13 protein-coding genes are annotated in these 13,063 nt (G+C 64.0%); 5 read left to right on the plus strand and 8 right to left on the minus strand.

Annotated elements, in window-relative coordinates; genetic code table 11:
- Positions 1 to 130 precede the first annotated feature (130 nt).
- Positions 131 to 1,192, minus strand: coding sequence for a LacI family DNA-binding transcriptional regulator (locus JN280_RS26990; protein ID WP_244742134.1), 1,062 nt, complete (start codon positions 1,190 to 1,192; stop codon positions 131 to 133).
- Between the two features lie 229 nt (positions 1,193 to 1,421).
- Positions 1,422 to 2,333: an SMP-30/gluconolactonase/LRE family protein gene (locus tag JN280_RS26995; protein ID WP_202306906.1), complete on the minus strand. Its 912-nt coding sequence runs from the start codon at positions 2,331 to 2,333 to the stop codon at positions 1,422 to 1,424.
- Between the two features lie 442 nt (positions 2,334 to 2,775).
- Between JN280_RS26995 and JN280_RS27000 the strand changes: the two genes are divergently transcribed.
- From JN280_RS27000 to JN280_RS27020, 5 genes are all read left to right on the plus strand, one after another.
- The gene (locus JN280_RS27000; protein WP_202306907.1) at positions 2,776 to 3,900 is read left to right on the plus strand and encodes a sugar ABC transporter substrate-binding protein; all 1,125 of its coding nucleotides are present in this window, start codon (positions 2,776 to 2,778) and stop codon (positions 3,898 to 3,900) included.
- Positions 3,901 to 3,977: 77 nt separating this feature from the next.
- On the plus strand, positions 3,978 to 5,519 hold the full coding sequence (locus JN280_RS27005; protein ID WP_202306908.1) for a sugar ABC transporter ATP-binding protein: 1,542 nt from the start codon (positions 3,978 to 3,980) through the stop codon (positions 5,517 to 5,519).
- Positions 5,516 to 6,496, plus strand: coding sequence for an ABC transporter permease (locus JN280_RS27010; RefSeq protein ID WP_202306909.1), 981 nt, complete (start codon positions 5,516 to 5,518; stop codon positions 6,494 to 6,496). The genes JN280_RS27005 and JN280_RS27010 overlap by 4 nt, the downstream gene beginning before the upstream one ends.
- Positions 6,493 to 7,479 (plus strand): ABC transporter permease, encoded by a 987-nt coding sequence (locus tag JN280_RS27015; RefSeq protein WP_202306910.1) that lies wholly within the window; start codon positions 6,493 to 6,495, stop codon positions 7,477 to 7,479. The genes JN280_RS27010 and JN280_RS27015 overlap by 4 nt, the downstream gene beginning before the upstream one ends.
- Positions 7,480 to 7,482: 3 nt before the next feature.
- Entirely contained in the window at positions 7,483 to 8,010 is a 528-nt protein-coding gene (locus JN280_RS27020; protein WP_202306911.1) for a gluconokinase, read from the plus strand.
- Between the two features lie 123 nt (positions 8,011 to 8,133).
- On the opposite strand, the gene JN280_RS27025 is transcribed toward JN280_RS27020, so the two are convergent.
- The 6 genes from JN280_RS27025 to ftsZ form a co-directional block, all read right to left on the minus strand.
- Positions 8,134 to 8,646, minus strand: a complete 513-nt coding sequence (locus JN280_RS27025; protein ID WP_202306912.1) for a DUF992 domain-containing protein — start codon at positions 8,644 to 8,646, stop codon at positions 8,134 to 8,136.
- 306 nt (positions 8,647 to 8,952) lie between these two features.
- Positions 8,953 to 9,972, minus strand: a complete 1,020-nt coding sequence (locus JN280_RS27030) for a glycoside hydrolase family 25 protein (RefSeq protein WP_202306913.1) — start codon at positions 9,970 to 9,972, stop codon at positions 8,953 to 8,955.
- Between the two features lie 181 nt (positions 9,973 to 10,153).
- A complete protein-coding gene (locus JN280_RS27035) occupies positions 10,154 to 10,603 on the minus strand; it encodes an RrF2 family transcriptional regulator (protein ID WP_202306915.1) in 450 nt (149 codons plus the stop codon).
- A 49-nt stretch (positions 10,604 to 10,652) separates the two neighbouring features.
- Complete coding sequence (locus JN280_RS27040) at positions 10,653 to 11,117, minus strand: group III truncated hemoglobin (RefSeq protein ID WP_202306917.1); 465 nt, start codon at positions 11,115 to 11,117, stop codon at positions 10,653 to 10,655.
- A 300-nt stretch (positions 11,118 to 11,417) separates the two neighbouring features.
- Positions 11,418 to 11,900 carry an L-2-amino-thiazoline-4-carboxylic acid hydrolase gene (locus JN280_RS27045; RefSeq protein WP_202306919.1) on the minus strand — a complete coding sequence of 161 codons (483 nt, stop codon included), beginning with the start codon at positions 11,898 to 11,900 and terminating at the stop codon, positions 11,418 to 11,420.
- A 106-nt stretch (positions 11,901 to 12,006) separates the two neighbouring features.
- On the minus strand, positions 12,007 to 13,041 hold the full coding sequence (gene ftsZ / locus JN280_RS27050; protein ID WP_202306921.1) for a cell division protein FtsZ: 1,035 nt from the start codon (positions 13,039 to 13,041) through the stop codon (positions 12,007 to 12,009).
- Between the last annotated feature and the right edge of the window lie 22 nt (positions 13,042 to 13,063).

Here is a 13,063-nt window from a genome sequence, read left to right on the forward strand (position 1 = left end):
GCTCGACAAGTTGCCGGCGTATGCGGTCGTCGCAGGTCGTGGTCGAGCAACTCAGCCATTCGGCTTTCGCCCTCACGGATCCGGGCGTGCGGATTTCCCGCACCCGGCTCTTCCCGAGGGTGACCCGCGTCTAACGCCGGCGGGTGCTCTCGCGGGCCTGCAACTCGAAGCCCAGATCCAGGACTGGTGCGGTCACCTCGTTGCCTGCGAGCCGGTCGAGCGCCATCCGCATCGAGCGGTGTCCGATCTCGTAGCGCGGCGTACGCACGCTGGTAAGCGTGGGAAAGGCGACCCGCATCATGTCGAGATCGTTGAACCCGCAGATACCCATCCGGCGCGGAACGGCGATCGCAGCGCGATGGCATTCGAAAAGCACGCCGAGAGCGAGATCGTCATTGTTGCAGAAGACGGCGTCGATATCCGGCACCCGGGCCAGCGCATCGGCCAGCAACTGCCCGCCCAGCGACACGCTCGACGGTGTCGGCGTCGTGGTCACCAGACGCGGATCGAACAGGCCGGCCTCCTCCATGGCGTCGCGATAGCCGGCCAGCCGCCGCTGCGAACGCGGGTCCATGCGCGCACCGATGAAACCGATGCGGCGGTATCCGGCCTCGAGGAGGTGGACGGTCGCCTCCCTGCCGGCGTCGAAGTGGGAGAAGCCGACCAGCATGTCGACCGGATCGGTGGCCGTCTCCATGATCTGGACCACCGGACACCCCGCAGTCCGCAAGAGTTTCCTCGTCACATCGGTCTGGTCGATGCCAGCCACGATGAGGGCCGCCGGGCGCTGGCCGAGGAAGACCTTCACCAGCCGCTCCTCCTCGAGCGGAGAATAGTGCGTATTGCCCATCTGGATCTGGAGCCGGCTGCTGCCCAGTTCGTCATAGATGCCCCGCACCACGTCGGCGAAGACGACATTAGTCAGCGATGGAACGAGCACGCCCACCACATCCGCCCGGGATGACGCCAAGGCCCGCGCATTGGGATCAGGCACATATCCCAGCGTGGTGACGGCGGCATCTATCTGCGCGCGCAGCTCGGCCGACACCCGTGATGGATCGCGCAACGCCCGCGACACCGTGATGGCCGCTACTCCGGCAAGCCCCGCGACGTCGGCAATGGTCGGACGGCCACCACCCCGCCGGCTCGCCCGCTCGGTCCGCCCCTGTTCGCTTACGATGTCGTCAGCCAATAAGAACTCCTTGGAGCGGCACACACCTCGATGGAACCGCCGCTGCCCTATCTCCTGGCCAGAGCATCGGACCCGGCCCGAACTCGATCTCCAGTTCCGGCAGCCCGGTCGCCTCGGCAATGGCACCAGCCAACTTGGCGCCGACGCCGGCCTTCCTTCCCGCCGGGTCGGGGTGCAGGACTTCGCGAACAATGGCGATGCGCACAAACGGCATTGCCGCCTCCCGGCCTCAATAGAGTTTCGCGCCGTTGACCATCAGCCGCACCGCATAGAGCGAAGTGGTGCCGCATATGTAGAGGATGTTGCGCTTCGGGCCGCCGAAGACACAGTTTGCGGTGGCCTCGGGCACCTTCACCTTGCCGATGAGCGTACCGTCCGGATGGTAGCAATGGATGCCGTCTTGCGCGCTGGTCCAGATGCGGCCCTCGTCGTCCAGGCGGAAACCGTCGAACAGACCGGCGGTGCAATCGGCGAACACCCTGCCTCCGGAAACGCCGCCAGCCTCGCCCACGTCGAAGACACGCATATGGGCCGGATGTTCCTGGCCGTGCGTCCTGCCGGTGTCGGCGACGTAAAGCTGCCTCTCGTCCAGGGAGAAAGCGAGCCCGTTGGGGCGCACCATGTCGGTGATGACGGCTTCGACGGCGGCCGTCGCCGGGTCCACACGGTAGACGTGGCAGCTGCCGATCTCGCTCTCGGCCTTATGCCCTTCATAGTCGGTTTCGATGCCGTAGGCCGGATCGGTGAACCAGATCGATCCGTCCGAGCGCACCACCACGTCGTTCGGCGAATTGAGCCGCTTCCCGTTCCAACGCTCGGCGATCACGGTGATGCTGCCATCGTGCTCGGTGCGGGTGACGCGGCGGCCGCCATGCTCGCAGGTCACCAGCCTGCCCTGCCGGTCCGTCGTGTTGCCGTTCGAATGGTTCGACGGCTGCCGGAAAACGCTCACATTCCCGTCCGTCTCGTCATAACGCAGCATGCGGTCGTTCGGGATGTCCGACCAGGCCAGGTAACGGCCCGCCGCGAAATAGGCGGGGCCCTCCGCCCAGCGGCAACCGGTATAGAGCCTGTCCACATGCGCGGCGTCATTGACCAGCCGCGTAAAGCGCCGGTCGATTATTTCGTAGCTGTCCGACATCTTCCTCCCCTACGCTCGATGACAGAGCTCAGCGATGATAGCGCTATCATCAGAACTGGTTCAAGGGGCAGATGCGACGAGGCTTGCATCGCCTCCGGCTCGCATGTGCCTGCGATATGCACCATTCGCCGAGAATGACGCGACAAGCGCCACTATCGGACACCTAGCCTCGATGCAGGGTACCCGGGGCCATGCTCGATCCGGCCCTTGAGCGACGATCGAGACAGGCAGAAAGTCCCCAAAAAAGCACTTTACAAGGCTGAAATGGTAGCGCTAACTCTTTCAGTGACTGCCTTTGGGAGGAGATCCGAAGCGTCGCGAACGAGCCCGGCATGAAGCGTGCCGATGGCGGGCGGTAGCAATGCCCGGAGATCGATATCGGAATCGATATCGGATCGCTGGTCGAAGCCGGATCTGGCACGCCTACACGGGAGGAAATGCGATGGTGAAGTCACTCGTCGGCGGCATTGTTGCAGCCACGGCATTGGTCTTGCTCAACTCGTCGGCCCTTGCCGAACCTGAAATCGTCTCGGGCCCCGCTGTCGAGCCCGATTGCTTCGCGCCTTGGTCGGCGGACACGAAATTCTTCAAGTTCCCGAAGAAGGATGGGCCATACCGTATTGCGCTGGCCAATGGCTATATCGCCAACACCTGGCGCATCCAGATGGTGCAGACGGCAAAGGCCTACGCGGCACAGCCGGATGTCGCGGCCAAGCTCAAGGAGTTCAAGGTGGTCTCGACCGGCGAGGACGTGCCGGCGCAGATTTCCGCAATCAACAATTTCATCGATTCCGGTTATGACGCGATCGTCGTCAACGCCCAGAACCCGACCGCCTTCGCGCCCGTCATCAAGCGGGCCAAGGAAGCGGGCGTGGTTCTTGTCGCCTTCGACAACATCCTGGACACGAAGGACGCCATCAACGTCAATGTCGACCAGAAGGGGCTCGGTGAATTGTGGGCCGAATGGCTGGTCAAGCACCTGCCGAACGGCGGCAAGATCCTCGAAGTGCGCGGCGTCGCCGGAACCTCGGTCGATACCGATCGCCACAACGGCATCCATGAAAAGCTGCAGGCTTCGGGCAAGGACTTCCAGGTGACCGAGGTGATGGGCAAATGGGACGACGGTGTCGCGCAGAAGGTCACGGCCGACGCCATCGCGACGAACGGTCCGTTCGACGGCATCACCGGGCAAGGCGGAGACACCGGCATCGTCCAGGCCATGATCGACGCCAAGCATCCGTTCGTCCCCTTCGGCGGAGAGACGGAGAACGGCTTCCGCAAGTTCTGCGCCAAATTCGCCTCCGAGGGGCTGAAATGCACCTCGGCCGGCACCGGTCCGGCGCAGGTCGCGGTCGCCATCAAGACGGCGATCGCCGCTCTCGAGGGGCAGGTCGTGCCCCAGGAGGTGAAGCTGCCGCTGGCCGTCGCCTCCGATCCGGATCTCAAGGAAGGGCAGGACTATTTCCCCAATGAGTCCGACAACTTCTTCGTCGGCAATTCCTTCCCCACCTGCGGAATCAATTTCAAAGCGCAGGAGATCATGGGGCAGACGAAGGAGAACAAATAGCCAGTGCAATTCCAGGGGTGCCGCGCGGCAGGCGCGACACCCCTCATCAAGTCGCCGACCAATTCCCGGAGATTACGATGGAAGGCACGGCACCGTTCTTTCGAATGGAAGGGGTCTCGAAGCGTTATGGCGGGGTGCGGGCGCTCGAGAAGGCCGATCTCTCCGTCAGGGCCGGCGCTATCCATGCGGTCCTGGGGGAGAACGGTGCGGGCAAATCGACGCTGATCAAAATCATGGCCGGCGTCGTGGCCCCGGACGAAGGCCATATGACGCTCGACGGGAGACAGGTGGAATTCGCTTCTCCCGCGGCGGCGAATGCCGCCGGGATCGTCTGTGTCTTCCAGGAACTCTCGCTGATCCCCGAACTCACGGTCGCCGACAACATCATTATATCAAATCCACCCACGCGTTTCGGCATGATCGACCGCGGGGCGCAGCGACGCATGGCCGAGGAGGCCCTGACCCGCGCGGGAGCGTCCGATATTCACCCCCTGGCACTGGTGAAGGACCTCCCACTGTCCCGCCGCCAGATGGTGGAGATCGCGAAAGCGCTGGCGCGAAAACCGCGAATACTGATCCTGGACGAGGCTACGTCCGCGCTGACGTCGGCCGATGTCGCCAACGTTTTCGCCGTGCTCAAGCGGCTTCGGGCGGAGGGTCTGGCGCTGCTCTACATCTCGCATCGGATGAACGAGATCGCCGAACTGGCCGACGATTGCACCGTCTTCCGTAACGGGCGCAAGGTCGCCAGCTATCCGGCCGGTTCGAAAAGCGACAGCGAGGTCATCGAAATGATGATCGGCCGCGAATATCACAATGCATATCCGACAAAACCGGATCGCGACACCAATGTCGCGAAGGTCCTGGAAGCGCGCAACCTCTCCTGGTCGGACCGGCTTCGGGACATCTCCTTCTCGATCGGCGCCGGCGAGATCGTGGGACTCGGTGGACTGGACGGACAAGGACAGCGCGATCTGCTGCTGGCGCTGTTCGGCGTGCTGCGCGGGCTCGGCGGCGAGGTCCTGGTCGACGGGAAGCCGGTGAGCATCAACAGCCCCGCCCAGGCGCGGAAGCGCGGGATCGGCATGGCTCTCATCCCCGAGGATCGCAAGACCGAAGGCCTGATGCTGCCGATGACCGTCCGGGACAATCTGTCCTTCGCCAGCCTGGATCGTCTGACCCGGGGCGGCGTGGTCGACCGCGCCGCGGAACAGGACCACATCGACGAGATGGTGAAGCTGCTGGAGATCAGGACCGACGGCCTCGATATCCCGGTCGGCTCGCTTTCCGGCGGCAACCAACAGAAGGTGGTGATCGCCAAATGGCTGATGCGCCACCCGCGCATCGTCCTCCTCAACGATCCGACGCGCGGAATCGATGTCGGCACGAAACAGGAGATCTACCAGTTGCTGCGCAGGCTTGCCGACGGCGGCGCTGCAATCCTGTTCTACTCGACGGATTACGCCGAGCTGATCGGCTGCTGCGACCGGGTGCTCGTTCTCTATGACGGGGCGATCAAGCGCGAGCTTGCCGGCGACGAGATAACCGAACATGCGCTGATCGCCAGCGCGCTCAACATCCACCCCGCAGAGGCCGCGCGCCAAGAGGCAGCCCGATGAAGGACTGGCGATACTGGTTTGCCGAGCAGCGCGGCACGCTGACTGCTTTGGCTATCTTCGTGGTGATGTTCATCATCTACACGTCGAACCATCCGGCCGGGTTCACGCCCAACGTCGTCCAGACCGCCGCGAACAAGGGCGTATTGCTCGCCTTCGTCGCCATGGCCCAGACGCTGGTGGTGATTACTGCCGGCATCGATCTCTCCGTCGGGATGATCTTCCTGTTGACCAACTGCCTGGCCTCCTGGCTCGTGCTCGGCACCCCTCAGGCCACGGCGTTAGGCGTCATTGCGGTTCTGGCGGCGGGCGCCCTGTGCGGCGCGATCAACGGAGCGATCGTCATCTATGGCCGGCTGCAGCCCATCGTGGCGACGATCGCGACCGGCGCCGTCTATTTTGGCCTGGCTCTGCTTCTTCGCCCCTTCCCGGGCGGATCGGTCAACGAGGGGCTCGCCGACGCCTTGACCGGTCGGATCCTCGGCGTGGTGCCCGCCAGCCTTGTCGCGCTGGCAGTGGTGATCCTGGTCGTCTGGGTGCCGTTCCGCCGTTCGGTCTATGGGCGAGCGGCCTATGCCGCCGGCTCTTCCGAAACGGCGGCCTACATGTCGGGGATGCCGATCCGGCGCGGCAAGTTCATGGCCTATACGCTGGCAGGCCTCGTCGCGGCTATCGGCGGCCTCTTCCTCACCTTTTTCACCTATACGGGCGAAGCCGCCTATGCCAGCGGCAATGCCTATACCCTGTTCTCCATTGCCGCGGTCGTTCTGGGCGGCGTTTCGCTGTTCGGCGGAAAAGGCAGCGCAATCGGCGCCGTCTTTGGCGCCCTGGCCTTCCGCACCATCGGCGACCTGTTGTTCGTCTTCGACCTCGACCCTCTGTGGCAGCCGCTGTTCCAGGGGATCATCCTTCTGGTCGCGGTCAGCCTCGGAGCATTTGCGCTGTTCAGGGTGCGCAACAGGTTGGAGTGGTTCCAGTGAGCGAGACGACGATGACGCGCCTTGCCGGACGCATGCCGGGCCTCATCCGCCGATCAGATCCGGCGGTACTGACCGCTTTCGGCTGCATCATCCTTCTGCTTCTTCTCGGCAGCCTCTATTCGCGCAGCTTCCTGTCGCCGGAATATCTGCTGCAGCAGTTGAAGGTCGCCTCGTTCCTCGGGGTGATCGCCACGGGCATGATGCTCGTCATCCTTCTGGGGCAGATCGACCTGTCCGTACCATGGTCCGTCGCAACAGGCGCGATGATGGCCTGCGCGGCGGCGGCTTATGGACCGGTGGGCGTCGCCCTTGCGATCCCCTTCGGAATCCTCTGCGGCATCGCGATCGGCGTCGTCAATGGGCTAGGCGTGGCCTATCTGCGCATACCGTCCATGATCGTCACTTTGGGCACGAACGCGGTGGCGCAGGGCGTCATGGTGGTCTACACAGGCGGCTTCTCTCCGCAGGATTCCGCCACCCAAGCCATGCGTTACCTCGCGACCGGTTCCCTGATCCCGGGAATCCCGAATGCCGTGATTATCTGGGCGCTTGTCGGCGCCGCGACGGTCTTTTTGCTCGCGCGGACCGGATTCGGGCGCGCCGTCTACGGCATCGGCAACCGCGAGCGGGCAGCCTACCTTTCCGGCGTAGACACACGACGGGTCGTGATGATCGCCTTCGCGCTGGCCGGCGGGTTGTCGGCGTTCGGCGGCGTCCTGCTCGCCGGCTACGCCTCCAAGGCGGCCCAATCGATGGGCGATGCCTATCTGCTGCCGGCCATTGCTGCGGTCGTGCTGGGCGGAACCTCGATCCTCGGCGGTCGCGGCTCCTATCTCGGTACCGTCGCCGGCGTCATCCTGATCACTCTGCTGCAATCGATACTGTCCGTCATGCAGATGCCCGAGGCCGGACGCCAGATCACCTATGGCCTGGTCATCATCCTGATGCTGCTTCTCTATGGCCGAGCACCGGCAAGCCGCTGAATCATGAACAAAGCACCGGAACATAGCGGCGGGAATGCGCCTGTCGTCGTGATGGGCGTTGCCGGATCGGGCAAGACATTGGTCGGCCGACAACTGGCCGAAGAAGTTTGCGCGCTGTTCATAGAGGGCGACCAATTCCATCCGCCCAGCAACGTTGCGCTGATGGCGAGCGGCACAGCCCTCAACGACGAGAACCGAAAGGATTGGCTCGACCGGATCGGCCGGCGGATCGCGGAAATGTCCGCGACCGGCCAACGAACCGTCACGGCCTGTTCCGCGCTGAAGCGCATCTATCGCGACCGCTTGCGCGGATATTGCCCTGACATCGTATTCCTTTATCTCGACATCGATCAGGAGATCGCGGAACAACGCGTGGCGGCCAGGCATGATCATTTCATGCCGGCGAGCCTCGTCCGGAGCCAGTTCGAGGCGCTCGATCCGCCGGGCGAGGATGAACGGGCGCTTGGAGTGGATGCTACGTTACCTGTGACGACGATCGTGGCCAAGGCCATCGACTATCTCGGTTCGTGAAGGCCGCGCCGGCTGCCGCACCCGGCCATGCGCACGTGGCCAAACTCTCCAGACAAGAACGAGGCGGCTTCAGGCTTCACCCGGCGGGGCGAGGATAGTCCCCCGCCCCTTCACCAGCGCGGATCAGTTCGCCGATGCGAGTGTCATCGACGTGCCGGTGGCAGCGAGATTGAGACCGATCTGGCCGGTGAGGCTCACAGGCTGAAGCTGGATGGAACCAGCGGTGCCGCCGAACAGAATGTTGGTGCCGATACCGGCCCCGACCGTCGCTTCGGCGGTGGCGCCTCTGTAGATGCCGCCCAACGAGCCGCGGTGATAACCGGCGGTCGGGGCGAAGACCGCCCAGATGAGCCTGCTCTGCGTCGTGAAGCCGACGTCGACACCGAGCTTGCGAATTGTGCCGGTATAATGGTCGATGGCTCTGGAACCGATCGTGGAGGTGAACACGCAGTCGAGTTCCTTGGCGGAGCCGAGCACATAACCGACGCCCCCGCCGATACCGCATTGGAGGTAACCAATCCTCACGCCGTCGCGGTCGTCCGGGATCGGCTGTGCTCGAAGATCTGCCGCGCCGGCCACCGAAGCGCCCAGAAGCGCCATCTGCGCGGCCAACGCCGCTGCAAGCATCTTCTTCATCATAGTCTCCTTGTGGGAATGCATGCGAGAATGCGCCCCGTTATCGACCCGCCTGTCATCGAGCATATAGAGCGGCGGTCACGGCAAGACCATGGCGGCGGCACGCGCTGCGCGCTCCATTCACATCTTCCTGATCGACATGGAGAAATCGGCAGGCAGACGCTCCATCCGCCTCGATCGGGCCGAGGGGATGTCAGCGAAGAAAAAGCTGCGATCGCCTGTTCCGCAAAGTGACGCAGCAAGGGCTCACGGGCGGTTGGGCGAAGGAGAGGCCTACACGAAACGCCCGCCCCTGCCCGCCGGCACTCACGTCTTGTCGGCCACCCATCTGTGCCATTCGCGCTCCGTGCCGTGGAACACGTTGAGGTCGATCCTGCCGCTCACGCCGTGCGACAGGCCCGAGCCGGAATACTGCCAGAACACCCATTTGCGGCCGGGATAGACCTTGGAGGGATGGCGTGCCACGGCGCGCAGCCAGAACGGATGGTTCGGGAAAGCCCCTTCGAGATTGTCGGCGTGGAAGTCGGGCGCGGTGTAGATGATCGGCCGTTGGCCATAGTGGGCCTCCAGCTTGTCCATGAAGACCTGCATCTTCTCGCGAACCTTGGCCGGAGACGGCCGCCGCTTGCAACTCGACTCGCCATTCCACTCGACATCGATGACAGGCGGCAGCGCGCCCGGCTCCTTCGGCACGTTCCGGATGAACCAGTCTGCCTGCTCGCCGGCCGTGCGGCACCAGTAGAAGAAGTGGTACGCACCGCGCTTCAGCCCGGCAGCCTTGGCAGCCCGCCAGTTCTTGCGGAACATCGGGTCGAGATGGTCGCCGCCATCCGTCGCCTTTATGTAGGCGAAATTGGCGCCCTGCGAGCGCAGCTTCACCCAGTCGACCTCGCCCTGCCAGCGCGACACGTCCACGCCGTGAACGGCGAGCTGGTGCGGGGTGGAGGATCCGAAATTGATCGGCTTGGCGTCGCGGAAACGCCGACGATAGATCGTGCCCGCCTTCGGCGCAGCCTCGCGCGCGGCCGGTTTGTCCGGCACCATCACGGCGAGCGTCGTCGGCTTCGCCGGCGGCACCAGCGCATTGGCCTGGAAATCGCCTACCGCCGCCGGGGGCTCGGCGCCCGGGACCACCTCTTCCTCGGCTTCGGCCGCGAAGCCGACGTCACGCGCCGCAACGCCGGCGGTCGGCACAGGCTTCGTCGGCCTGATGGCGTTGGTGATCTCGGGCGACGGCGGCAACACGCTTTCCAGGCCGGAGCTGGCGGAGCAGCCGGCCACGGCGATCCCGGCAAGAAGAAGGATGAGGGCTCTTGTCGAACGCATTGGGGCCTATACGCAATACGAAACAGGCCGCAGGCGGATGCCGTCGGCAGGAATGGGTCTGGCCGATTCTTGATCGATAAAATGTCAACAAAGTTTGAATCGATTTGCAGGAATCGCGAAAATCGCGCGTCTTCCGCCGAAAAGAGGTGGCCGATCTGGACAGGCTTCCCGATGCAACGCTTCAGCCGTTAGCCGACATGAAGCTGTCCTGCACAGGGGCCGGAAAGTCCCGGGGCGTCAAAACAATGTCGGCCAAGGTGTAGCGATCAAGCGTCGTCTGGAAGGAAGCCATCGCCTCGTCAAGCATGCCGGCAAGCTTGCAGCAGCAAGTCAGCACGCACCGATTGCCGGTCGCGAAACACTCCACGAGGGCGAAATCGGGCTCGGTCAGCCTGACGACGTCGCCAATGCGTATGGCCTCTGGAGGCCGGCCGAGCATGAGCCCGCCGGAGCGGCCGCGCACCGCCCTGAGAAAGCCGCCGCGCGTCAACGTGTTGGCCACCTTGTTGAGATGCGTCTTCGAGACACCGAAGGTCCGCGCGGCCTCCTCGATGGTGATCAGCCGGTCACCTGCCGAAGCCGCAAACATAAGCATTCTAAGCGCATAGTCGGAGAAGTTCGTCAGCCGCATGAGCCGTCCTCCGTCGCACGCCCGGCCGACCGCAGCCGCCGCGGTGACGTCACAGGCTTTGCTCCAGGATCGGTTTGACGCCGACCGTGTCCTCACCCCTGTTGAAGGCGATCGCCAGACGGAAGCTGTGGGCGATGCGCAGCGCACGCTCCATGAAGAGTGCAGCCACGTCGGCCGGGCAGACGCGCCCTACCGTTGACTGGAACAGCGTGAGCCAACGCCGGAAATGCTCCTCGCCGAGCCCTGCAATGGCCAGGTGCGGCGGCAACGGGCGACCTTCATAGCGCCCGGAGCGCAACAGGGTCGAGGACCAGAAGTCACACATCTTGCCGAGATGGCGCGGCCATGCCTCGGGCTCGATGGCGGCATTGAAGATCGGGCCGAGCAGATCGTCCTTGCGGATCTCGGAATAGAAGCCATGAACCACCTCACGGATCATGCGTTCGTCAAGTGCCTCGGGCAGCAAGCCGCCGCCGACGACGGCAGTTCCTTTGCCTGTGGGGTTCTCGTTCATTCCTGTCCTGGTCCTTGTCGTGGCATCCAGCGGTGCGGTGCGGCCCGCGTTCCCGGTACTGGCGGCTCGCGCTTCAAATAAAACATATATCGCAGATCTATGTTTTGCGAAATGCGACACGACACCGCTCGAACCGATGCCTGCAACGGGCCGGATGTTTTGCCGGCAATTGCCGGATGGCAACGGGCATGGGGGCACGGAAAGCCTGGCCAGCAAGCCGCTGGCATCCGGCGGATATATGCGGACAACCCGCCATGGCTGAGAGATTGCCAGAAATTATGGCCCTATAAGGGGGCCGGATCAGCCACCCTTCCCGTAGGAATAGCGGAAGGTGCAGCGCGGCGCGCCCGCCATGATGGTGTGGTCCCGCACCAGGGTGATGTCGGGATCGTAGCCCTGGCAGAAGGTGCCGTCGCGGTTGCACGACATCAGATGGCCGATGTCGGCCAGGCCCATTTCACGGTAGGTCTCGGCATAACGGCAGCGGGTGACGTCGAAGCTGAAGGTTGTGTCGTTGGTTTCCAGCACCTCGACCTCGAGCGCGCCGTCAGCGGTCCACAATTGGTAGAGCTTGATGAAATCGGCCATCGAGGTCTTGCCCTCAGGCGCCTTGGCAGCGAAGGACTTGCCCTCTGCGATCGCAGCCTTGCGGACCGCCGCATCGAGAATGGCATCGGCCTGTTCCTTGCCGAGCGCGGCGACCATTTCGGCATGGATCGGGCCGATCACTTCGGCCTGAAGGCGCCGCTTCAACAGGACAGGAACTTCCGTGCTCTTCTTCATTGTGACGCCGCTTCAGTCGTCTCGACGCAGAAGAAACACCCTCCTGGCGGGGATGCAAGCCGGAATCGCGCATGCGGCACTTTGGTGCGCGACAGGCAAATGACCGTCAATGCACGGTCTGGATATCGCCCGCGTCCGGACGTGGGCGCATGTTGACGATCGGGTCGTTCAGGCTCGCCGGCGCTTCCAGGCCGGTGGCGACGACCGACACCTTGAACTGACCTTCCAGCGTATTGTCGAAGATGGCGCCGACGATGATATCGGCTTCGTCGCCGACCTCCTCGCGAATGCGGGTCGCGGCCTCGTCGACCTCGAACAACGTCATGTCCATCCCGCCGGAGATCGAGATCAGCACGCCTCTCGCTCCCCGCATGGAGCTTTCGTCCAGCAGCGGATTGGAGATCGAAGCCTCGGCAGCCTTGCGCGCGCGGTTCTCGCCGCCGGCGACGCCGGTCCCCATCATGGCGCGGCCCATATCGCGCATCACGGTCTTCACGTCGGCGAAATCGAGATTGATCAACCCCTCCTTCACGATCAGGTTCGTGATGGAACTGACGCCCGAATAGAGCACCCGGTCGGCCATGCCGAAGGCGTGTTCGAAGGTCGTCTTCTCGGTCGCAATCCTGAACAGATTCTGGTTGGGGATGACGATCACCGTGTCGGCCGCCTTCCGAAGGAGTTCGATGCCCTGGTCCGCCATCATCATGCGGCGCCGGCCCTCGAAGGTGAAGGGCTTCGTCACCACAGCCACGGTGAGGATGCCAGCTTCGCGCGCCGCCCTGGCGATGACGGGTGCCGCGCCGGTGCCGGTGCCGCCGCCCATTCCGGCCGTGACGAAGCACATATGGGTGCCGGCAAGGTGATCCATGATTTCGTCGATCGATTCCTCGGCGGCGGCCTGGCCTATATCGGGCAAGGAGCCGGCGCCCAATCCTTCGGTCACCAGCGCCCCAAGCTGGATCAGCCGCGGCGCCTTCGACATGGTCAGCGCCTGGGCGTCGGTGTTGGCGACGATGAACTCGGTGCCCTCGAGGCCCTCGGCAATCATGTTGTTCACGGCGTTGCCGCCACCCCCGCCGACGCCGACAACGGTCAGCTTGGGCTTCATTTCCGAGATTTCAGCCTTCTTGGGAATGTCCATCTTGCCCGCTTCCTGCGCAACG

The sequence above is a fragment of the Mesorhizobium sp. L-8-10 genome (genome assembly GCF_016756635.1).
Lineage (GTDB): Bacteria > Pseudomonadota > Alphaproteobacteria > Rhizobiales > Rhizobiaceae.

Coding starts and splice junctions, on each gene's coding strand:
- JN280_RS27035 (WP_202306915.1), bottom strand. CDS start 10,603: ATGCGGCTGACGAACTTCTCCGACTATGCGCTTAGAATGCTTATGTTT.
- JN280_RS27020 (WP_202306911.1), top strand. CDS start 7,483: ATGAACAAAGCACCGGAACATAGCGGCGGGAATGCGCCTGTCGTCGTG.
- JN280_RS27045 (WP_202306919.1), bottom strand. CDS start 11,900: ATGAAGAAGAGCACGGAAGTTCCTGTCCTGTTGAAGCGGCGCCTTCAG.
- JN280_RS27040 (WP_202306917.1), bottom strand. CDS start 11,117: ATGAACGAGAACCCCACAGGCAAAGGAACTGCCGTCGTCGGCGGCGGC.
- JN280_RS27030 (WP_202306913.1), bottom strand. CDS start 9,972: ATGCGTTCGACAAGAGCCCTCATCCTTCTTCTTGCCGGGATCGCCGTG.
- JN280_RS27000 (WP_202306907.1), top strand. CDS start 2,776: ATGGTGAAGTCACTCGTCGGCGGCATTGTTGCAGCCACGGCATTGGTC.
- JN280_RS26995 (WP_202306906.1), bottom strand. CDS start 2,333: ATGTCGGACAGCTACGAAATAATCGACCGGCGCTTTACGCGGCTGGTC.
- ftsZ (WP_202306921.1), bottom strand. CDS start 13,041: ATGGACATTCCCAAGAAGGCTGAAATCTCGGAAATGAAGCCCAAGCTG.
- JN280_RS27010 (WP_202306909.1), top strand. CDS start 5,516: ATGAAGGACTGGCGATACTGGTTTGCCGAGCAGCGCGGCACGCTGACT.
- JN280_RS27025 (WP_202306912.1), bottom strand. CDS start 8,646: ATGAAGAAGATGCTTGCAGCGGCGTTGGCCGCGCAGATGGCGCTTCTG.
- JN280_RS27005 (WP_202306908.1), top strand. CDS start 3,978: ATGGAAGGCACGGCACCGTTCTTTCGAATGGAAGGGGTCTCGAAGCGT.